The following is a 20,087-nucleotide window of genomic DNA, read 5'->3' on the forward strand; positions in this document are numbered from 1 at the left end:
ATGGATATTGATAAAATAAAAGAGTTATTAGATCAAATTAAAACTGTGTTTAAAGATATTATTCTTAGTACTAACTATGAAAAAATATCTGAAAATATCTTAAGTTGGCCAAATTATAAGCCAGGTATTTTTAAAAATATTTATAGTAAAGAGTATGAATTTATAGTTAAAAACAGACAATATAGTTTTTTATTAAAGGATAATCTTGGGTGTATTCAATTTTTTTATGAATTTAATAACGGTGAGGTTTTGAAAATAAAAATGGCATATTATCCTTATCCTGTAGTCTTAAATGAAAATGTTACAGAAGTTGAAAGTTTTCTTGATGAATCTTATGATGAAACTTTACTTGAATATTACTATGATATTTGGGAAATTTTCAATCACGAATTTGAATTAAATATTAATGATAAAGATTTAAAGGAAATTTTTTTGAAATCACAAAGTTTAGGTAATAATGAGTCTTTTGAAAATTTGCTTATGGCGAGGTTTGATTTTAAATATAAACTCACTAATTCATCACATATAAGGATAGACTTTGATTCAAGAGTTAGTTCTCATAATAAATGCGAAATTCAAGTGGGAGCAGTTAATGAAATTAGGGTTCCCATTAATAAAATTATTTCTCCAATAATTTTTTTCGACTTTATAGTTAAAAATATTTTAAAGGGTACTGATTTTTATGAAAATCTTAGTAGGAAGAGTAATTACGTGAGTATGTTTAAATATCATAGAAGTATTAAATCAGAAATTGATGATTTTAATGAGAGTAATATTTATATAGTATAATATTAGGAGACTAATTATAATGAAGGTTAGTTTTGAATCATTTTCACTATTTCTCCCGCTCCTTATAAAACCCCATCTTCAGGTAATCCCTGTACCTTTCATTGATTGGACCGTTTCGCGTCAAGAAAATTGCTCACCTTTTCCCTCTTATTACCTCCTCCTCAATATACCCCACCACAACCTCATCCTGGTTGACCGGCCGGCCGTCAAAGGTGTCGGCACGGAAATCCCAAAGGGTGGTGCGGTGGAAAAGTTGCCTCACACAGATTGCACGGATTTCACAGATAAAGATTTGTGGTGAGGGTTTCCTCTCGCGCCGGCCTGACGGCAGTCAGGGATTTAAAGGATTTCACTGATCAAGTATTTATCCTCACACCGATTTCAAAAATTTCACAGATAATAATTAGGTTATTATGATTTACTCTCGTGGGATATTCCCTTATTTAAAAGCTTTTCTCCTCTCGCTGAATTAATCTAAACTTCTCAACTTCCTCCACAATCCTTCCCATCAACTCTCCCGATACCGAAGTACTTAGCTGCCTCATGCTGATGATCAGCTTTTTTTGCTCTGGATGGGTAAAGACGATGAACTTGTTTTGATGCCAGGTTTGGTTGTCAGGAACTAGCTCATTCCCGAAAATCGACTGAATGTCCTCAATATGCCAGTATCCTCCCGCAGCCACAATCACAATAAGGAAATTCTGGAAGAACTTTTCTTGCCTGAACATCTCCATTCTGTCTTGGTGCAGCTCTCCCAGGATATTTTTTCTTCCCGGGGAGTATTTGGAAGGTGTGGTGTTGATTTCGGTCAGAAAGAATTTTTGGAAGAAAGTTGATTCAGATTCGCTTTTGTTTTCTTCGAATAGGAGGTTGTTCAACCTTTGGTACTGGTTCCATGTGGCACCGGCGGATTTAGGAAGATCTTTGTTATAGGGCCACCTTGGATCAAATTCATCCACTTCTAACTCACCTTTAATTATCTTCCCCCATTGATTAGGATTATTAATGGATTCATTACGGAAAGCTATTGGATTTTTAACAGGGTCAATAGCCAATTCCTTGCCTATCAAAAGAATGTCAGCGTTTGGATTTCCTTTGCCGATATAATAGGGGTTGGCAATATCCTTATTTTTCTCATCGGAATATAATTCGGTGGATTGATGTACAGATCTTTTTACTAGACTTTGGAAATCAGTGGAGAAACTCATAAGTATGTTTTATTTAAAAATGACGGTAGCTTGCCCCTTATTTTATATTAGCATCTTTTAATGTTCCTAGATTAGCTTCATTAAAATATTCGGTGAAAATCCTATATACTTTATCCGCAAGCTCATTAAATGAACTGGTCACCCAAAAGTATTCCTTGATTTGAGTCTTATCATTAACCTGTTCAAAATATTCTGAAGTTAGGATCCAATTAAGAATGTTGCCTTCTTTTTCAGTAATGTCTGGAACATGGATGACATACATTTCACTTTTACTGTAGGCTTTAATCAAACCTTCTGAGGTATGAAAGTGGCATTCCTCACCGGCATTGATTGCTTGATAAAGACGGGATTTTATGAGTTTTTCCGCTTTTAGTAAGTGGTCCCCAGATTGGAAGAAATCAAATTGTCTTGAATACTCTTCAGTCAGATCATTCATGTAAACCAAATAGGACTCTTGCCTTTCAGGATTTAAAATGTTTTTCTCCTTTAATTCCTCATAGACTATCTTCCAATAGTCGATTTCTTTTCTCTTCGTGGTTATGTTCAAGAACCCCTTTTTGGTCTTACTTTTTTCAAAAAGTTGAATATGCTTTATCCTTTCCTCCCTTGTCGTTTTTTCCATTTGGAGTTCGGTAAGAATATGGGCCCGTAGCCATTTGTTGAAGTGCCAGTATATTTTTTCATGATCCACATGGATATGCGATAGCATAGGTTTTATTACTAAATATATTATCTCATCCCTATAACGCTCGGCAATTGTGAGTGGCTGAAGAGCTATTTTGGTCAATAATTTTTCACGGAGTTCCTCAGGCCTGAGGGAAAGGGTGAATAATTCTGAAATAACATCCTGGTTCCAGATTTCCATGTCAAGGGAGTGAGCAAGATCATAATCGGCATTGCTGACTGAAACACCTGCCAATACCAAGATTACCTTATGGGCTCTTATCAGCTGGTTCTTACTTGACCATTGATGGATTAGGTTTCTTACTGTGAGATTGCTGTTTTGATAATTCTTGCATTCCACTACAATGGTTCTGTCTCCAACGGTCGCCTTGATATCTACTTCATAGGTAGCCATCATCACATTCCTCTCAGTGACAAATTTTGCAGCCCTAAAAATATGTTCAACAGCAAGCTCTAGGGAGTCTCCCTTGTCTTTGGTCACTTCTGGCGTTGGTGTAATCTCAATTGTCTGCATATAAAATGGAAGTCATGGTTAAACTCCAAACCTAAGTCCATAAGGCTAAAGAAACAATACCCCGATCACGGTATTTTTCACCAATTCATGGTGAAAGTTTCGATAGAGAGTGTATTCTCAAAAACAAAAATCCATTCCAAAACGAAAGTCAAAAATATTGTCTCTATTATAAACATGACAGTGTCAAAATAATAAACATGTTAGATATAGCTTTAGTAAAGCTGGAACTTGAAGAAAAACAGGTTCAGATATCCGCAAAACAAGACCGGATCCTTTCCCAAAATCTCGATCCCTTCCTATTCGATCGCCTCGAAAAAGCCAGAACCCTACTCAAACTAATCAAAGAAGCCCAAATCGCCTTCCAAGAAGATGTCCTGTTTAGGGTAGGGAACCTAGTGAAGACGATGGAGGAGGAGGGACTGAATTTTAGGGTGCCGTTGGTGTGAAGGAATTAGGAATTGATAAAGAGGAATGGGGAATGCTTTTCCGTGATGGAAATGATGAATAATGAATAATGCTTGCCCGCGTGGCGGGAACGTCGAATGAAGAAGTGAGCGGAACGTTAAGCCCTTAACCTAGGCCACAGGCCGCATTAACCCTTCAACATCATCCATAAAAATACCCTAATCACGGTATTTTATAGCGAGAAAAATTGGATTACTTTTAAGAAAAACATAGTGGGAAAAGGAAAGGGATAATTTGGGAATTAATTTATATGAATATGCACCTTAAGAATATTCAATATTGTCTGATGGCTTTACATTTAAGCTATAAATCCCTCAATGAGATAACATCAATCTTGCTGCATGATAAGGAGTTTGACAAGTCCATTGTTGATTCGGAGACTTTTAGGTTTTATAATTATTCACTCCATTACATGTTTGCCATGGAGGTCTGTAAGTTAATGCAGGCAAAGAATATTAGTGGAAGTGCGAATTATGCAAGCATAAAGAGATTAATAGGGGAAATATCTGCTTTTCACAAGCCTAACTTTATAAAAATTGGCGATAGACTTGAAAGACGAATTTCTGAATTGGAGCTTAATGGTATTTATGAAAAAATAAAGGACATGAGAGATACAAATTTGGCACATAGTGATGAGAATCAGAACGGTGGCCCCCTTTCTTTTCGTAGTTTTAACATAATGGAGATTGAAGAATGCAGGGAGCTACTTGATGACCTTCAGGAGATATTTAAAGAATGTACAACCCAATTTGATCATACCTTTATCATACCTACAAATACAAAAACCCAAAACTTATTGAAATATGCCGATGAATGTAGGGCCTTTGCTACAAAGAATAGGCAGGACTTTCTAGAATGAAGATTAAAAAAATAAAGCCCCCGATCTCTCGGAGGCCTATTGATTACTCACTTACTGGGTATCAAACAACTTAATCACAGCATATTTACTATTCTACTTTTTATCTTCCAATATCTTTTTTATCGCCTGGTTCATGTCCATCATGGCTTCCATCATCTTCATCATAACTTCAGTCTGACTCTTGTCTGCATAATTCGCTTTAACCTTACCACCTCCAAACGCAACATTTGAATTTGTTAAGTGCTCAATAACATGCCCTGGTTGGGAAGCAATTATCTGCAGGGGATCCACATTTAAAAACTCAGCTACCTGCTGGATGAGGTCCACGGTGATCTTGCTTTCCCCGCGCTCATATTTGGTGTAAGTAGCCTCCTTGATGCCGAGGTAGTCGGCAACTTCCACTGCTTTCTTGTCGCGCAGCTTTCTAAAGGTGGAAAAGTTTCTACCAATGTTTTTGTTTTCCAAAACAGTAAAGTTTGTGTCTTCTGAATCCTTCATGTCTTATGAATTTTGCTTCTACAATTTACGCATTTTAAGGGATAATAAATACTCTCCTGAGTAGTTTAATGCTCCAAATCACAGAAAGTAGTGTTAAACTACTAAAATACAATGGCTAAACTACTGAGAAAATAGGTAAAGGTTTTGAAAGTTTTAAGAACTTGCATACAAGTTAGTTATGAGAATCCTAAGCCACACATACAATTCCATTTGTCACCTTCTCTCCACCAGGGAAGTTGCTGTGCATTTCTCATTATCACATCTGCGCTACGGACCATGGGGATACCCCGTATGCTGCTGCCTCATTTCCCCTTATCAAATCCTAGGAACCAATAAGCAATTACAAAAGAATCTGATTAAGTCACCGGACTGAGCGAAGCGAGCTACGCGTTGCTTCGCAGTTTAAAGGTTAATGGTTTAAGGTTTAAGAGGGACGTTTTTCTGAACTCTTAACGCTGAACTGTGAACCCTGAACATGAAAAAAAGAATGCATCAATTCTTCGGGGGAGGGGTATGCGTTTTTGGCTGCGCCGGTTACTTGGCTACGCCGGTTACTTGGCTTCGCCGTTTACTGGCTTCGCCGTTTATTTGGCTTCGCCGGTTATGGGCTTCGCCGCTTATTTGGCTTCGCCGCTTACGTGGCTTCGCCGATTATTGGCTTCGCCGCTTAAATGGCTTCGCCGTTTATTTGGCTTCGCCGTTTATGGGCTTCGCCGCTTACGTGGCTACGCCGATTATGGTTTATGGGCTGCGCCGCTTACGTGGCTTCGCCGATAATTGGCTTCGCCGATTATTGGCTTCGCCGTTTATTTGGCTTCGCCGGTTATGGGCTTCGCCGCTTACGTGGCTTCGCCGATGATGGTTTATGGGCTGCGCCGCTTACGTGGCTTCGCCGATTATTGGCTTCGCCGGTTATTTGGCTTCGCCGGTTATGGGCTTCGCCGCTTACGTGGCTTCGCCGATTATTGGCTTCGCCGCTTATATGGCTTCGCCGTTTATTTGGCTTCGCCGTTTATGGGCTTCGCCGCTTACGTGGCTTCGCCGATTATGGTTTATGGGCTGCGCCGCTTACGTGGCTTCGCCGATTATTGGCTTCGCCGATTAATGGCTTCGCCGGTTATTTGGCTTCGCCGCTTACGTGGCTTCGCCGCTTATGGTTTTTGGGCTGCGCCGCTTACGTGGCTTCGCCGATAATAGGCTTCGCCGCTTATATGGCATCGCCCTTTATTTGGCTACGCCGTTTATGGGCTTCGCCGCTTAAGTGGCTACGCCGATTATGGTTTATGGGCTGCGCCGCGTACGTGGCTTCGCCGATTATGGTTTATGGGCTGCGCCGCGTACGTGGCTTCGCCGATTATGGTTTATGGGCTGCGCCGCTTACGTGGCTTCGCCGATTATTGGCTTCGCCGATTATTGGCTTCGCCGTTTATTTGGCTTCGCCGGTTATGGGCTTCGCCGGTTATTTGGCGTCGCCGCTTACGTGGCTTCGCTGTTTATGGGCTTCGCCGTTTATTGGCTGCGCCGTTTACTGGCTTCGCCGCTTAATGGTTCACGGTTGGAGCCAGGGCTGAACACTGAACACTGAACACTGAACTTTGAACCTTGAACTTATAAACTTTAACCTTTCCCCGCAGGGGAAAAAGTAAACTTTAAACCACAATAACTATGAAACATATAAAGAAACTATTTGATGGCATCCTGTGGCTGCTGGTGGGGGATCGGGGGCTGGAGTGTGGGATGCTCAGTAAGGGGAAACCCAACTGCACCTATGTACCTGACCCCAAGCCGAAGCCTTATACCCGGGAGCAGCAGGAGGCGATATTGCTGTGCAAGGCGATAGGAGTGATACTGAGGGAGGAGGGGATGAAGAATCAGCTGGACGTTCGTGTAGAGGTGAGGCCTTTGGGGAAGGAGCCGCCGGGGACGAAGTAGTTTATGGGTTATCGACTGCTGCGCAGTCTAGTTTATGGGCTTCGCCGTTTATGGTTTATTTGGCTGGGCCGGTTATGGATTAATGGTTGATCGTCCCGTGGGCATAATGCCCAGCGGGGACTGATTATAGGATTAAGGAGAAATAATGGGGGATGCGATTACGAAAAACATCCCCCCTGCCCCTCCCGATTCGCTACGCTCTCGGGACAAGCGCTTCCAACGGGGGAATTATTTACGGAAAATATTAACGAATAATACGATGAAAAAAAGAATGATCTTTTTCTTCCTGGGACTGGTATGTCTTTTTGGGAGAGTAGAAATAGTAGTAGGGCAGGAAGTTGCCGGCCACCCTGAAAGCTCCGCCGAAAAGGTCGGCGGGGCGCCGGTGGTGGTGTATGGACATATTTCGACTCATGGTGAGCCAGAAAAGGTGGTGCTGAAATTCTGGGATTCTTATATAGATGAATCGCTTAAAGACCCATCTCCTTTAATATTTGAAATGATCCCTGAACAGGGGAAGTTGTTTGCAGGGGCACCCAGGACCAGTGTGTTTAATTTTGATATCCCTGAGATATCCTCTCCCGCCCGGCTGTCTTTGATTTACAAGGATAAAGCAATCCTGGACAGGTATCTGGTGGAGCCCGGTGACAGTATCATGATCCATTTGGATATGAAAATGAACAGGGTGCTGTTTGGAGGGCCAAGTTCTGATAAGTTCCGCTGTCAATATGCCATTGACCTTGCCATACAAGAGACATATTTTTCTAACCCGGAAAAAATGACGGTTTCGCACCGTGAAAAAGCATTGGCTAATGAGGAGGACAGAAAAGTATATGAAGCTGCCAATAGCACTTTTAAGCGTGGATTGGAAATCATCGAAAGAGGCCAAGATGAACTTGCCTTGTTGATAAAAAAGATGGAGACTTTGGGCAACCCTTCGGGCGCCCAGGAAATATTGAAATTCTACAAACCGAAGCTATCAGATAAAGCCTTCCGGATTTTGGAAGCGGACATTAGGGGCAGGGAATACTCGGCAATTACCATGTCCTTTTATAAGTATGTCTATTCTTTTTCTCCGCTGGTGGAAGACCCTGAGTTCATTCCCGCTCTAGACAGCTTTTACTATCGGTATATCCATTCAATTCCGAGTGACTTTGTACCTGCACATATCGGCATCTTTTCCCTTGGGTACCTTCAGCACAGGTTTGACTTGGAACATGCCCGGGCGGTTGTAGAAAAGAAAGATCCATATGAACTGATTTTCAAACTCGAGAAAGGACCAGTGAGGGACCGCCTCCTGGGGATGTATTTTGCACGGAACTTTACCCGCATGCCCCTTGCTGCCGAAAGACTGTCTGAATCTCTTTCGGAAGTTAAGGAGAAAGGGGTGAGAGATTATCTGTCCGTATTGTTGCACAGAAATACCCCCGGGGCACCCATTCCCGACTTCCATCTTGAAAATCCTGAGGGTGAATCAGTGGCCCTTTCCTCCTTTGAGGGCAAAACTGTATTGCTGCAGTTTTGGACAGCTGGCTGCAAGGCTAGTTTAAACCTGATGAAAGAGGAGCTTTTTCCATTGGCAAAAAGCCTGGAAGGCAATGCTGATTTTTTACTGGTGACCGTAGAGGCCGGAAACAACGGGGAATATTGGAAAAACATGGTCACCTCTGCCCCCTTTGAGGGCAGCAACATCAAGCATCTCAATACAGGTGGGCTTTCACACTCTATTCTGAAACACTTCAATGTCTATAGTTTCCCCCATCAGTTGATCCTTGATGAAAGTGGGCGGCTATACAAGGCCGAGGGGCTTCCCATGCGGAAAGAACTTCTTAAAAGGGAGATAGAAAATGCACAATCAATAAATACCAACAATAAATCCCAAAAATAAAACCTATGAAAAAAACATTACTGATTTGGCTTGCCTACTTAATCTGTGGGAGTGCCATCGGCCAGGAGGCCGGATCGGAGACGTTCACCTTAAGGGGAACTGTAATGCTAAAAGTAGACAACACTGGATTGCCCGGGGCAACTGTGATGTCGGATGACAGAAAAAACGGTACCGTAACTGATGAAAACGGTAATTTTTCACTCTTGCTTTCCGGAGGTCTTCATAACCTTTCGATCAGTTTTTTAGGGTATGTGACGCAAGAAATCGAAATCCGGATGCCTGCAAATGCTTCACTTGAAGTATACCTTGAAGAAGCCAGTGCTGATCTGGAGACAGTCGAGGTGGTATCCACGGGATATCAGGAATTGCCCAAGGAAAGGTTGACGGGTTCTTTTGTACAGGTGGACAAGGAATTGGTAAACAGGAGGGTGAGCCCCAATATTCTTGAACGGCTTGAGGATGTGACGCCGGGCCTGGTTTTTAACCGTGATGCAGGCTCCGCTGGAGACCCTTTAAGCATCAGGGGAAGAAGTTCCCTGTTTGCCAACACGATGCCTTTGATTGTCATTGACAATTTCCCTTATGACGGGCCGATTGAAAATATAAATCCCAACGATGTAGAAAGCATTACCGTCCTCAGGGATGCTGCAGCAGCTTCCATCTGGGGGGCTCAAGCAGGGAACGGGGTGATCGTGATCACCACCAAAAAAGGGGGATTCAACACACCAACCAAAATTTCCTTGAATTCGAATGCGACGGTGTCAGAATTTCCAGATCTATTTTATAGACCTCTTATGAGTTCCGGAGAAGTAATAGGGGTGGAGTCCATGTTGTTTCAACGGGGGGTCTTTAACAATGCCGAAAACAATGTAAACAGGCCGGCACTTTCACCAGTGGTTGAGGCACTGATTAGGCAAAGAGATGGTATCTCTAGCCCTGGAGAGACAAATACACTCTTGGGCCAATTGGCAACGCATGATGTCCGGTCCGACCTGGAAAGGTATTATTATAGAAGACCTGTCCACCTTCAACAATCCCTGCAAGTATCGGGAGGATCTACCAACCATTCCTACAACATTTCCCTGGGGTATGACAGGAGTAACCAGGAAGTCATTGGCAACAGGGATAACCGGATGACCTTTTCAGCAAGGAACAATTGGAGATTTTTAAACAACCGGTTGAATGTTGATCTGATGGTATTCCATACTGGGTCGTCTTCTAATTTAAGCACAGAACTTCCTTTTGAAGGAGCCTACGCCGGATATGCGTACGATAGATTGGCAGATGCTGAGGGAAGAGGTCTGCCTCTCATCAGGGATCATAGGCAGGGGTATATTGACGGACTTGCGGGTCAGGGATTAATGGATTGGAGATTTGTACCCTTAGCTGAAATTGGAATTTACGAAAACAGGACTGCTGTAAACGACAACCGGGCCAATTTGGCGCTGAATTATAACATCCTGCCGGGGCTTACCGGAGAGGTTCTTTATCAATATTGGTCAAACAATACGGACAGAAGCCATCACCGGCCATTGGAATCCTATTTTGTTAGAAACATGATCAATAGGTTTACCCAGACTGGAACGGATGGCAGTCTTTCAAGGGCCATCCCGGAAGGAGGGATGCTGGATATTTCAGAAAGTTCATCTATCAGCCATAGTTTGAGGGCCCAGCTGAAAGGCAATACCGTTTTTAATGAAAAGCATGAATTGAATTATTTGGCTGGATATGAAGTGAAGGATTTAAATCTGTCAGGCAATGGAATGCGGTATTATGGATATGACAGCCGGATAGGCGTGAGTTCTCCAGTTGATTTTGTCAACAGGTTCAGAATGTATTACAATCCAGTGATGCAGCAAAATATACCCAACAATGTGTCTCATATTGGAAGGACGGACAGGTTTTTATCTTATTATACCAACTTGGGATACATGTATGACCACAGGTTAATGTTGTCAGCATCAGCAAGAATGGATGCCTCCAACCTCTTTGGCGTGGAAACCAATCAAAGGAGGGTGCCGCTTTGGTCTGTGGGTGGTGGCTGGATTGTAAGTAACGAAAAATTCTACGGTTTGGAATCCCTTCCTTACTTGAAGTTTCGATACACATATGGGTATAATGGAAATATAGACCGGACCCTATCTGCTTATACCACTGCCCGATATTTTGCTGCGGGTACAAACAATCTGTTGGCAGGCATTCCTTTGCCCTACGCTCAGATAGTAAATCCGCCGAATCCGGAGCTTAGATGGGAAAGGATTAAAATATCAAATTTTGGGATTGATTTCGAGTCTAAAAACGGGATATTGGAAGGCCACCTAGAACTGTATAAAAAAGAGGGGCTTGATCTGATTGGGGATACCCCTTTCCCTCCAAGTTCAGGTGTGTTGAATTTCAGGGGAAATTATGCGGATACCAGAACTTATGGGTTTGACCTAGCATTAAACACTGTTAACCTCCGGGGAAAAGTCAATTGGACTACCAATCTAATTGCGAGTCATGTCAACGAAAAGGTAACTTCGTACGGGACTGAAGTCAACCTTCAAAACTATCTCCGTTACGGTACCTCATTGGGTCAGGCCGTACCGATGGAGGGGAGACCGCTGTTTGGAGTTTACAGTTATCCTTGGGCAGGTCTTGATCCAGACACCGGTGACCCCATGGGATATGTAAACGGGGAAGCATCTTCGGATTATGCCCTTATTTTTGCTTCTGCAAACCGGGATAATATCAACTTTCATGGCTCTGGCAGACCTACATATTTTGGTTCGGTAAGAAACAATTTTTCTTATGGAAGGCTGACCTTATCGATGAACATCAGCTATAGGCTAGGGTATTTTTATAAGAGGGAAAGCATTTCTTACGGGCCTTTATTTTCCGGTATGAGAGGGCATGGTGATTTCTCAAAGAGATGGCAGGCACCTGGGGATGAGGCGTTCACCAATATACCCTCCATGCCCTTGACGGCAATAGGCAACAGGGATACATTTTATCAGCTTTCTTCGGTGCTAGTGGAAAGGGGCGACCACGTAAGGCTTCAGGATATAAACGTCTCCTATACCTTTCCAAATGTAAACTTCAAGCGGCACTCCATTTCCAGATTGGAAATATACAGTTACATCAATAATCTTGGTGTGCTTTGGAAGGCTTCGGATGATCCATTGGATCCGGATTTTCGGACCATGCGTCCTTTGACATCGGTTTCCTTGGGGTTAAGGGCAGATTTCTAATAAAAACATTGGCTTCCGGATCACTTTCTTCATAAGGTTTATTGATTTATCAAATGATTCCGGAAGCCTTTAACTCTTAAAAATTAATAAAATGAAAAACTTGAAACATATATTTCTTTGGATGTTTGGAACACTCATGATTACCTCGTGTGAGGATTTTCTGGATGTAAAACCGGACTTAGCGTTGGTGGTGCCCGAAAGCGTGGAAGAGTTGAGGGCTCTTTTGGACAATGGAAATATCATGAATGAAACGCCGTCCCTTTCCCTGTTGGCTACGGATGATATTTATTTTGCGGAGCAGGGGTTTCGGGCATTGAACGCCATGGAGCAGGCAGTCTATACTTGGGCTGAAAATCCGCTTGCGGATGTGGATATTATCCCTTGCTGGTCTACTCCGTACCAACAAATATTCTATTCCAACCTGGTACTGGACCGGATGGATGAGCTGGGGCTTGTTGATGAAGGGCTCAGAGGTGCTGCACTGTTTTACAGATCCTATGCCTTTTTTAACTTGGTATCGATGTTTTCACCTGTCTATTCTGCTCAGGCAGATCAGGCATCATTGGGGATCCCGTTGGTGACTTCCTCAAATGTGAACCAAAGATTTTCCCGGTCTTCGGTTAATGAAGCCTATCATAAGATACTCGGAGATCTTGAGATGGCTTTGGAGTTATTGCCCCGCACTGAAGTATTTCCTTCACGACCTACTACTTCAGGAGCGGAAGCCTTATTGGCCAGAGTGTTCTTGGCAATGGGGGATTATGAAGCGGCATTAAGCTATGCTGAAAAGGCATGGACTACGAATCCATACATTATGGATTTTGCGGAAATTGATTTAGATAGGCCCAATCCATTTATGATTTTTGGTGAGGAGGTAATATACCATAGCAGGGCAAGTTCGTATTTTTTCCTATCCTCCCTTCAAGGTCAGGTTAGTCCTGAATTATTTAACCTGTTTGGTGAGAATGATTATAGGAGAAGGGCTTTTCTTCAGGATAGGGGTAACGGTTTTTATATTTTCAGTGGGAATTATACCGGGACCAATAGATTGTTTACAGGTATCACAAGTGCGGAAGTCCTATTGATCTTGGTGGAGTGTAAGGCAAGGTTGGGGAATATTTCGGAAGCGGCAGGCCAGCTTGCATTACTTATGGAAAACCGATACGAAGCTGGCTCCTATGTAGATCCATTGGACCTAGGAACTGAGGATTTATTGGAAAGCATAATGATTGAAAGAAGGAAGGAACTTGCATTTCGGGGGCAAAGGTTCATGGATCTTAAAAGGCTGAACAGACATGAAAACCTAGAAAAAGCCCTAACAAGGGAGGTGGAAGAGGCTATGTATAATCTACCGCCAAATGACGGGCGTTATGCTTTTCCTTTGCCACAGCGGGAGACGGAAATGAATCCCGAATTATAAAAGTATGTATGGGACAACCCGAGGGTTGTCCCATTTTTGGCACTCTACTTAAGAGTAGGTGGAATATACCTGAAAGTACCGGATGTAACCGGGGTTCCGTTTACACCGTCATACAGGCAGTCGCCTGAATTATCACAGGAGTAGCTTGCACCTGGAGGCATTTCATTGATATTAATCCATCCATGTTCGGGATCAAGGCCATAAAGGTCTTGCGTCGAACTCGGCATATTGAAAGCAAATGCCATGCTTGCTGCCAGCGCCAATCCTAGAGCTGGGAGCGATTTTACGATTTTTTTCATTGTTTTAAAATGTTGTAACAGTAGCGTACTACCGTTGGGTTAACTAATCGATTTAATGCATGCATGCGGTTGGTCCGATAGAGCTTTGGCTGCGCGAGGCCTTGTCTCGTGTAGGAGCCGGACCGGCCCCTTTGTTCCGCCTGAATTAGTGAGCTTCCTATCCTCACTTTGGAAGAGGCGGAATTTTGTTTATAGTTTATTGTCCTCTTCGAGGACGTTTATGGCTTATGGTTTACGTGCCTCGGTTTAAACTTTAACCGTCCGCTTTAGCGGACCATAAACCATAAACCCACTCATTGCTTTGCGTTAATCCATTCATCTTCCGCTTAGTTTACCTCATGCGGGAGGCGGAAATTAAACCTTTAAACCTGTCCCCACTTTCCTGATGACCTTCACCAGGCATTGTGGTGGAGAGGTAGATTCCTACAGCGCTGATGGCTACAAAGACCAGGTTTACTACCAAATGCGCCCCCCAGCTCATGGAGTCGAAGATGCCTGCACAACCGCAGGGAACCCTGGGAAAGCTGCCGATCCAGATAAGGCCAACATACGTGCTGAATACTGTGAGTAAAGCCAGTGAACCTATGAATCCCCAGATTCTTGTTTTCTCCCAAAGTAATAATCCCACAAGAAGCATCTCGACCATTGGAATCGCCCAAGCCAGTTGCCTCGCCCAATCCAACGGAATCTCCTGGTTTTGCATGGCTGAGCGGAAACTGGCAAAGTCGGTGAGTTTGGCAATGCCGGTATATCCCAAAAGTATGATAAGTAGGAGAGAGGCGGCCAAGGGAAGAAAGTTTTGAATCCTGTTCATAATTTTTGCATCTATATAGCTGATAATGAGCGCTATTGATTTTTTAAGAAAGTTATGGATTATTAAATTTCCACGCTTCCAAATCCGCCAAACGACGGGTTTTGGGGGGTGAACGTATCTTCGCGTGCTTCGCTGTTTATTTGGCTTCGCCGTTTACTGGCTTCGCCGCTTATGGTTTAAATGGCTGCGCCGGTTATGGTTTACTTGGCTTCGCCGCTTAACGGCTTCGCCGGTCCTGGCTGCGCCGCTTAAGGGTTAATCGTTCACAGTTGGATCCAGGGCTGAACACTGAACACTGAACCGTGAACCCATAAACCATAAACTTTCCCCGCAGGGGAAAAAGTAAGCCATAAACCGGAGGGGGAATTGGCTTCGCCGGTCCTGGCTGCGCCGCTTAAGGGTTAATCGTTCACAGTTGGATCCAGGGCTGATCACTGAACACTGAACCGTGAACCCATAAACCATAAACTTTCCCCGCAGGGGCCCAAGTAAGCCATAAACCGGAGGGGGACTTGGCTTCGCCGGTCCTGGCTTCGCCGCTTATGGTTTAAAAGGCTGCGCCGGTTCTGGCTTCGCCGTTTACTTGCTGCGCGCGTATGGTTTAAGGTTTTAGGATTTCGGTTTTTTGTAAACCATAAACTTTCCCCGAAGGGAAAAAGTAAGCCATAAACCAAGAAGGGTAATCAGCTTATCCCCAGCTTTACCCCAACTTTACCCCAGGGTAACTGTAACTTTGATATAGGTTAGGTAGTGGACAGGGGGCTTGAAATAATTACTTTTTAATGGTGATTAATACTTATGTCTGTCCTAATTGTACCTAAGAATCCGTATAGTCCGTATAGTCCGCCAACATTTTGACGGTCAATTATTTAGGGTAATCTTTGGGCATGTTAAACAAATAAAACCATAAATAAATGGCAAGACAATCGAGTTTTATAAAGTTGGAAGGTACCATCGGGGATGTTACTTTTTTTAAGGGGAAAAACGGATACCACGCCCGTCAGAAAGGTGGTATCAGCAAGGAGCGAATCATGAACGATGATGCTTTTGAAAGGACCCGCGAAAATTTGGCGGAATTTGCCAGAGCCGCCTCTGGAGCCAAACTTCTCAAAGATGCCTTTAGGGAGATTACCGTGAGGGCCCGTGACCTTCGGACGCACAATAGGCTATATAGCCAGGCGCTGAAGGTACTGAAGACCGACACGCTATCGGATAGAGGGGAAAGAAGAATTGAAAACGGGGAGATGGGACTCTTCACAGGGTTTCAGTTCAGCAACAACTGTATGTTTGAGGCCACCATCTACGCCAAATTCAATGTGGAGGACGAAGGGGCTGACCTGAAAGTAGCCTTCGACGCGTTTTCCCCGAGGAAGTATCTATCAAGACCCAATGGGGCCACTGATTTCCGGATGTTTTTGGTGGGTACGGGAGTGAACTTCCAAAATGGTGAAAATTCTTCCCAAATCATGATCAGCCCGGTACATAAGCTGAGTATTGATGCCCTGGAGGGCTTGGAGCTCACCGTGGCCAAAAGTGAGGGAGGCGGTGATTTCCAGTTCTTTGCCCTTGGAGTGGAATTTCTCCAGGAGGTCAACGGCAAAACCTATACGCTGAACAACGGCGCACACAATGCGGCCAAAATAATCCAGGTAATCTAATGGCGCTGCAACTTCATTTGGAAAGGGAGTATTGGCCGGCCGGTACCAATGGCACGCTGACGGTGGAAGACTATAAGCTGGGCAAGTTTATAGAGCTGCCCTGGCGGCGCAACCGGCCCAATATGAGCTGTATCCCGGAAGGGGTGTATAAACTGGCAAAGCGGTATAGCGAAAAGTGGGGTTGGCATGTCGAGGTGAAGGATGTGCCCAACCGCTCGCTGATCCTCATCCATCCTGCCAATGATGCGCTGCAGCACCTGAGGGGGTGCTTGGCTCCGGTAAGTAAGATCACCGGGGAGGGAAAGGGGAGCAAAAGCCGGGTTGCTTTTGAGAAGTTTAAGGAGATGGTTTATGCAGCAATAGACGGGGGAGAGGAGGTGATTCTGGAGATAAGGAGCTATCCAGACGCTGCTCTCAATCTGTCGCAGTATGAGCTGTCATGGATGGAATAAATCTGTCCATTATGGTAGGGGGGATTATATCCCTCCTCCTTTCTGTCCTTGCTTATTTTCTCCATCTGCTGATATTGGATTTCAGGAAGATGCGGGAGGAGCAAAGGGAGCTCAGGGACCTGTGTGTGTGGCTCAAAGCCGAACAGCGCATTATCAAAGAATGGCTCCGCCCTGAGCGGGTGCGCCGTCAAGACGAAAGAGGGGCGACTGACACCATCTGAACCATGAGTACGGAGCAGCGAAGTGGGAGAGTCCATAAAACGGGTGCGAAGTCGGAGACGTTCCTACAACGGTGTGCTGGGCACTGAGCACTGAGCACTGAGCACTGGGCACTGAGCACTGGGCACTGAGCACTGAGCACTGAGCACTGAGCACTGAGCACTGAGTATTGTGCGCTGTGCACTAGTACTGAAGGTTAAAAAACCGAATGGGCAAAATTGGCTACAATGGCCCGCCAAGATGCTCGATCTGACAACCATGACAACAGCGCCTTTCGATGCGCAGCATCGGAACAGCGGACAACAATGACAACCACGTAATCAGAAACTTTAAACAAACTAGATATGAACGAAATACAACAAAGATGGAATGCGCCTACGCCTCCTTTTTTCAAGAGGATACAGAAGGTGGGTATGGTATTAATGGGAGTGGGTACTGCAATATTGGCGGCGCCCGTGAGTTTGCCGGCCTCGATCACACTGGTGGGTGGATATATACTCACTGGAGGCACAGTATTGTCAGCAGTGGCCCAGTTTGCCAAGCAGGATGGTGATAATTCCGGTAATTTGACCGGTAACAAAATTATTGACTAATTGTTTGGAGATATAAGACTTAAATTTTAATTTGTAGATATAAACCATTACATTATAATATGAAGAAAGATTTAATTGCATTGATGAATTCTACTGCTGGGCGATTAGGCTTGGCTGATAATCTGGATTTTAAAATGGATTGGATTGGAGGGTATGGGACGTAGAGTAATCCACGCCCAGGACATCATGGAAATAACGGGTAAGGGCCGAACTTACGCCTATGACCTGTTAAGAAAAATAAAGGAATTTTTCAAGAAGTTGCCCCATCAGGTGGTTACTTTTGAAGATTATGCCGAATACCATGGAGTGTCTCTGGCTTCACTACAGGGTTACATGAGTAAATAAAAAGAAAAGTGCAGCTGGTGGAGAGCTTACCTCCAAGGCTGCACTTTTTTGCTATTGGGTTGCTAAACCCAACCGGAGGAATATCCGGTGTTTGGAAAGGTCCACGACCATCCTAAGATGAACCATGGGTTACTGTTTTAGATCCGTTACCTGATTATACTGGGTTTGCATAGAGTAAAAAGACTATAGGCTACTTTGTGCCTTTGGGTGGGGCTTTCAGCAATCATGTTGATCAATGTGGAGCTTCTGGTGTCTTTTCTCGTAATGGAGAATTGTTTTGCTTGTGAATTAGTTATCATAATTTTTAAATTTTAATTGTCCTCAAGTATATGGATTTAATCAATGGAATTTCTTCGAGATCTGTCAACTACGGGTTTCACCGGGTCAACGACATGCTGTATCTGCTATATGTTAAGTTTTGGTATTTACATATTCTGGGTTGGATGTTTTATATCGTGAGCAGTTACCTCAGTACGCCATATTTTGGGGAGGAGTATCTGCCCTTCGATTATGTGTTGCTCAATCTTGCCTTCCTGTTTGTTTTTTTCTATGGGATCAGTTTTATCGTATTTATATGGCTCTGCGTAAGGTGCCCTCCACTCAAGAAACTGTATGGTACCATAATTTTCTACACCATATTTATCATGAGCAAAGTGTGGGTGGACCAAATTTGCCTGGGTTTAGAGGAGGGCTTTTGGGCGCTTTGTGTCCACGAATACTGGAGGTTTCAGCAGTTGGTGGGATGGGCAGGAGGAATCACCCTGGCGGTGATCATCTTTGTGGCCGATTATCACATGGCTGAGATGATAGAGGAAAGGAAGCGGATAGAAATAGACCTGTTGTGCAGCAGGCTGGACCCGCACTTCATTTTCAATTCCCTGCAATCATTTGGTGCTGAGTTGCTTCCTTTTTCGGAAAGGCTGTATAAGAAGATGACCAATCTGGCCGGAATATTCAGGTATGCTGTGGAGGCACAGGGGCATCAGTCCTATCTGTGGCATGAGATCAAGCTGGTCAAGAAACTTATCAAGACAGCCAGATATGCCCAACGGGGGACCTTGTATATAAACTTGGTAAATGGGGTAGACAAAGACCTGAGCAAGCAGTTGTTTTTTCCAAAGAGAGTGCTGCCCACCTTAGTTGAAAATGTTTTTAAGCATGGCTTATTAAGTGACCCTGCAGACCGTGCACATATTTCCATATCTTGTAATATTGAAGAGGAATGGGATAGTGTATTGCAAATTGGGATTACCAATAAGTTGAAACAAGGTCAAAAGCATAAGTCTTTTTACCTTGGGCTAAAGGCCTGTAGAAAGATTCTGCAGTATCATTTTAAGGAGAATTTTAGGTTAAATGAACGGGTTGAAAATGATTTATATGTATTGGATTTAATTATTTATTATGGAAAAGGTGATGAAGGTAGGGATAGTTGATGATGAAATCGGCTCCCTGGAATTATTGGAGACATTGGTGGGCAGGTTGCCCTATTTTTCGGTGTGCCTCAGCAGCACTGACCCTGTAGCAAGCTTGTCGCAAATACAAAAGGCAGCGCCTGATATCATGGTATTGGATGTGCAGATGGCAGGACTGGACGGACTGGCCTTTGCGGCCGAACTGCAGGCCATGCATATTCCGGTGATCTTGGTAAGTGGCAAAAAGCTCGAAGCCCAGGATCCCTTTGACTTGGAGGTGGTGGACTTTGTGGCTAAGCCTGTCAAAATTGGCAGGCTTACCAAGGCCTTGCACAAAGCCAAGGAGTGGGTGGAGCTTCGCCAGCTGAAAGAGACTACTGCTACTCGTGTCAAACCCAACCAGGATGAATTTCTTATGGTAAGGCACTTTAAATACAAGGGATTTACCAAGCTGAATGTGAGTCAAATTGATTTCATCGTGGGAGCAGGTGACAGGCCGGAAATTATGGTGGAAAATGAAAAATACTACAGCGATAAGAGCCTAAACCTACTGGAGGAGGAGCTTAGGAATTATCATTTTATAAGGATTCATAAGTCTTATTTGGTAAACCTGAGGAAAATTCAGTCTGTCGATCAGGAGCATGTATATTTCCAGCAGAGCTATTATGATAAGATACCTATAGGGAGAACGTATAAGGAGGGTTTTTTGGAGTACTTCCGGGAGAGATACGTGTATTAGGTGTCGGATGTTGGATGGAAAAAGACCGAAGACGGAAGACCGGAGACCGGAGAGGGGAGCCGTAAGAAA

24 protein-coding genes are annotated in these 20,087 nt (G+C 43.9%); 17 read left to right on the forward strand and 7 right to left on the reverse strand.

Translation table 11 applies throughout. The features are described from left to right. Complete coding sequence (locus tag KIH41_RS16950) at nt 1–789, forward strand: DUF2290 domain-containing protein (protein ID WP_214163169.1); 789 nt, start codon at nt 1–3, stop codon at nt 787–789. 133 nt (nt 790–922) lie between these two features. On the opposite strand, the gene KIH41_RS18230 is transcribed toward KIH41_RS16950, so the two are convergent. The 3 genes from KIH41_RS18230 to KIH41_RS16960 form a co-directional block, all read right to left on the reverse strand. Then, a complete protein-coding gene (locus KIH41_RS18230; protein WP_262897972.1) occupies nt 923–1,051 on the reverse strand; it encodes a hypothetical protein in 129 nt (42 codons plus the stop codon). A gap of 181 nt (nt 1,052–1,232) precedes the next feature. After that, complete coding sequence (locus KIH41_RS16955) at nt 1,233–1,997, reverse strand: hypothetical protein (RefSeq protein WP_214163170.1); 765 nt, start codon at nt 1,995–1,997, stop codon at nt 1,233–1,235. 37 nt (nt 1,998–2,034) lie between these two features. After that, on the reverse strand, nt 2,035–3,195 hold the full coding sequence (locus KIH41_RS16960) for a restriction endonuclease (RefSeq protein ID WP_214163171.1): 1,161 nt from the start codon (nt 3,193–3,195) through the stop codon (nt 2,035–2,037). A gap of 197 nt (nt 3,196–3,392) precedes the next feature. Here KIH41_RS16960 and KIH41_RS16965 point away from each other — a divergent pair, with 197 nt between their 5' ends. Both KIH41_RS16965 and KIH41_RS16970 read left to right on the forward strand, forming a co-directional pair. Next, nucleotides 3,393–3,641: a hypothetical protein gene (locus KIH41_RS16965; RefSeq protein ID WP_214163172.1), complete on the forward strand. Its 249-nt coding sequence runs from the start codon at nt 3,393–3,395 to the stop codon at nt 3,639–3,641. A gap of 305 nt (nt 3,642–3,946) precedes the next feature. Further along, nucleotides 3,947–4,519 carry an AbiU2 domain-containing protein gene (locus KIH41_RS16970; protein WP_214163173.1) on the forward strand — a complete coding sequence of 191 codons (573 nt, stop codon included), beginning with the start codon at nt 3,947–3,949 and terminating at the stop codon, nt 4,517–4,519. 93 nt (nt 4,520–4,612) lie between these two features. On the opposite strand, the gene KIH41_RS16975 is transcribed toward KIH41_RS16970, so the two are convergent. Further along, on the reverse strand, nt 4,613–5,017 hold the full coding sequence (locus KIH41_RS16975; protein ID WP_214163174.1) for a helix-turn-helix domain-containing protein: 405 nt from the start codon (nt 5,015–5,017) through the stop codon (nt 4,613–4,615). Nucleotides 5,018–5,479: 462 nt separating this feature from the next. Between KIH41_RS16975 and KIH41_RS16980 the strand changes: the two genes are divergently transcribed. From KIH41_RS16980 to KIH41_RS17010, 7 genes are all read left to right on the forward strand, one after another. After that, on the forward strand, nt 5,480–5,794 hold the full coding sequence (locus KIH41_RS16980; RefSeq protein ID WP_214163175.1) for a hypothetical protein: 315 nt from the start codon (nt 5,480–5,482) through the stop codon (nt 5,792–5,794). Then, nucleotides 5,795–6,211 (forward strand): hypothetical protein, encoded by a 417-nt coding sequence (locus KIH41_RS16985; RefSeq protein WP_214163176.1) that lies wholly within the window; start codon nt 5,795–5,797, stop codon nt 6,209–6,211. 82 nt (nt 6,212–6,293) lie between these two features. Continuing rightward, nucleotides 6,294–6,602, forward strand: a complete 309-nt coding sequence (locus tag KIH41_RS16990; RefSeq protein ID WP_214163177.1) for a hypothetical protein — start codon at nt 6,294–6,296, stop codon at nt 6,600–6,602. An 80-nt stretch (nt 6,603–6,682) separates the two neighbouring features. Beyond that, nucleotides 6,683–6,949: a hypothetical protein gene (locus KIH41_RS16995; RefSeq protein ID WP_214163178.1), complete on the forward strand. Its 267-nt coding sequence runs from the start codon at nt 6,683–6,685 to the stop codon at nt 6,947–6,949. Between the two features lie 259 nt (nt 6,950–7,208). Next, entirely contained in the window at nt 7,209–8,837 is a 1,629-nt protein-coding gene (locus KIH41_RS17000; protein WP_214163179.1) for a TlpA family protein disulfide reductase, read from the forward strand. Nucleotides 8,838–8,842: 5 nt separating this feature from the next. Then, nucleotides 8,843–12,067, forward strand: coding sequence for a SusC/RagA family TonB-linked outer membrane protein (locus KIH41_RS17005; protein WP_214163180.1), 3,225 nt, complete (start codon nt 8,843–8,845; stop codon nt 12,065–12,067). 91 nt (nt 12,068–12,158) lie between these two features. Further along, entirely contained in the window at nt 12,159–13,487 is a 1,329-nt protein-coding gene (locus KIH41_RS17010; RefSeq protein ID WP_214163181.1) for a RagB/SusD family nutrient uptake outer membrane protein, read from the forward strand. A 44-nt stretch (nt 13,488–13,531) separates the two neighbouring features. Here the strand turns inward: KIH41_RS17010 and KIH41_RS17015 are convergent, their stop codons facing one another. Together KIH41_RS17015 and KIH41_RS17020 are read right to left on the reverse strand one after the other, a co-directional pair. Beyond that, nucleotides 13,532–13,786, reverse strand: a complete 255-nt coding sequence (locus KIH41_RS17015) for a hypothetical protein (RefSeq protein WP_214163182.1) — start codon at nt 13,784–13,786, stop codon at nt 13,532–13,534. 331 nt (nt 13,787–14,117) lie between these two features. Then, on the reverse strand, nt 14,118–14,600 hold the full coding sequence (locus KIH41_RS17020) for a MauE/DoxX family redox-associated membrane protein (protein WP_214163183.1): 483 nt from the start codon (nt 14,598–14,600) through the stop codon (nt 14,118–14,120). A 914-nt stretch (nt 14,601–15,514) separates the two neighbouring features. Here KIH41_RS17020 and KIH41_RS17025 point away from each other — a divergent pair. From KIH41_RS17025 to KIH41_RS17045, 5 genes are all read left to right on the forward strand, one after another. Further along, the gene (locus tag KIH41_RS17025) at nt 15,515–16,258 is read left to right on the forward strand and encodes a hypothetical protein (RefSeq protein WP_143961303.1); all 744 of its coding nucleotides are present in this window, start codon (nt 15,515–15,517) and stop codon (nt 16,256–16,258) included. After that, a complete protein-coding gene (locus KIH41_RS17030) occupies nt 16,258–16,710 on the forward strand; it encodes a DUF5675 family protein (RefSeq protein ID WP_246539202.1) in 453 nt (150 codons plus the stop codon). The genes KIH41_RS17025 and KIH41_RS17030 overlap by 1 nt, the downstream gene beginning before the upstream one ends. After that, nucleotides 16,698–16,931, forward strand: a complete 234-nt coding sequence (locus KIH41_RS17035; RefSeq protein WP_213946831.1) for a hypothetical protein — start codon at nt 16,698–16,700, stop codon at nt 16,929–16,931. Before KIH41_RS17030 ends, KIH41_RS17035 begins: the two co-directional genes overlap by 13 nt. Before the next feature lie 342 nt (nt 16,932–17,273). After that, nucleotides 17,274–17,522 carry a hypothetical protein gene (locus KIH41_RS17040; protein ID WP_214163184.1) on the forward strand — a complete coding sequence of 83 codons (249 nt, stop codon included), beginning with the start codon at nt 17,274–17,276 and terminating at the stop codon, nt 17,520–17,522. 153 nt (nt 17,523–17,675) lie between these two features. Beyond that, nucleotides 17,676–17,867, forward strand: coding sequence for a hypothetical protein (locus tag KIH41_RS17045; protein ID WP_143961300.1), 192 nt, complete (start codon nt 17,676–17,678; stop codon nt 17,865–17,867). A gap of 146 nt (nt 17,868–18,013) precedes the next feature. On the opposite strand, the gene KIH41_RS17050 is transcribed toward KIH41_RS17045, so the two are convergent. Beyond that, complete coding sequence (locus KIH41_RS17050) at nt 18,014–18,166, reverse strand: hypothetical protein (RefSeq protein ID WP_214163185.1); 153 nt, start codon at nt 18,164–18,166, stop codon at nt 18,014–18,016. A gap of 30 nt (nt 18,167–18,196) precedes the next feature. On the opposite strand from KIH41_RS17050, the gene KIH41_RS17055 reads away from it, so the two are divergent. Further along, nucleotides 18,197–19,300 carry a histidine kinase gene (locus tag KIH41_RS17055; protein ID WP_214163186.1) on the forward strand — a complete coding sequence of 368 codons (1,104 nt, stop codon included), beginning with the start codon at nt 18,197–18,199 and terminating at the stop codon, nt 19,298–19,300. Continuing rightward, nucleotides 19,269–20,018: a LytR/AlgR family response regulator transcription factor gene (locus KIH41_RS17060; protein WP_214163187.1), complete on the forward strand. Its 750-nt coding sequence runs from the start codon at nt 19,269–19,271 to the stop codon at nt 20,016–20,018. Before KIH41_RS17055 ends, KIH41_RS17060 begins: the two co-directional genes overlap by 32 nt. The last annotated feature ends 69 nt before the right edge of the window (nt 20,019–20,087 follow it).

Source organism: Litoribacter ruber (assembly GCF_018500185.1).
GTDB classification, from domain to species: domain Bacteria; phylum Bacteroidota; class Bacteroidia; order Cytophagales; family Cyclobacteriaceae; genus Litoribacter; species Litoribacter ruber.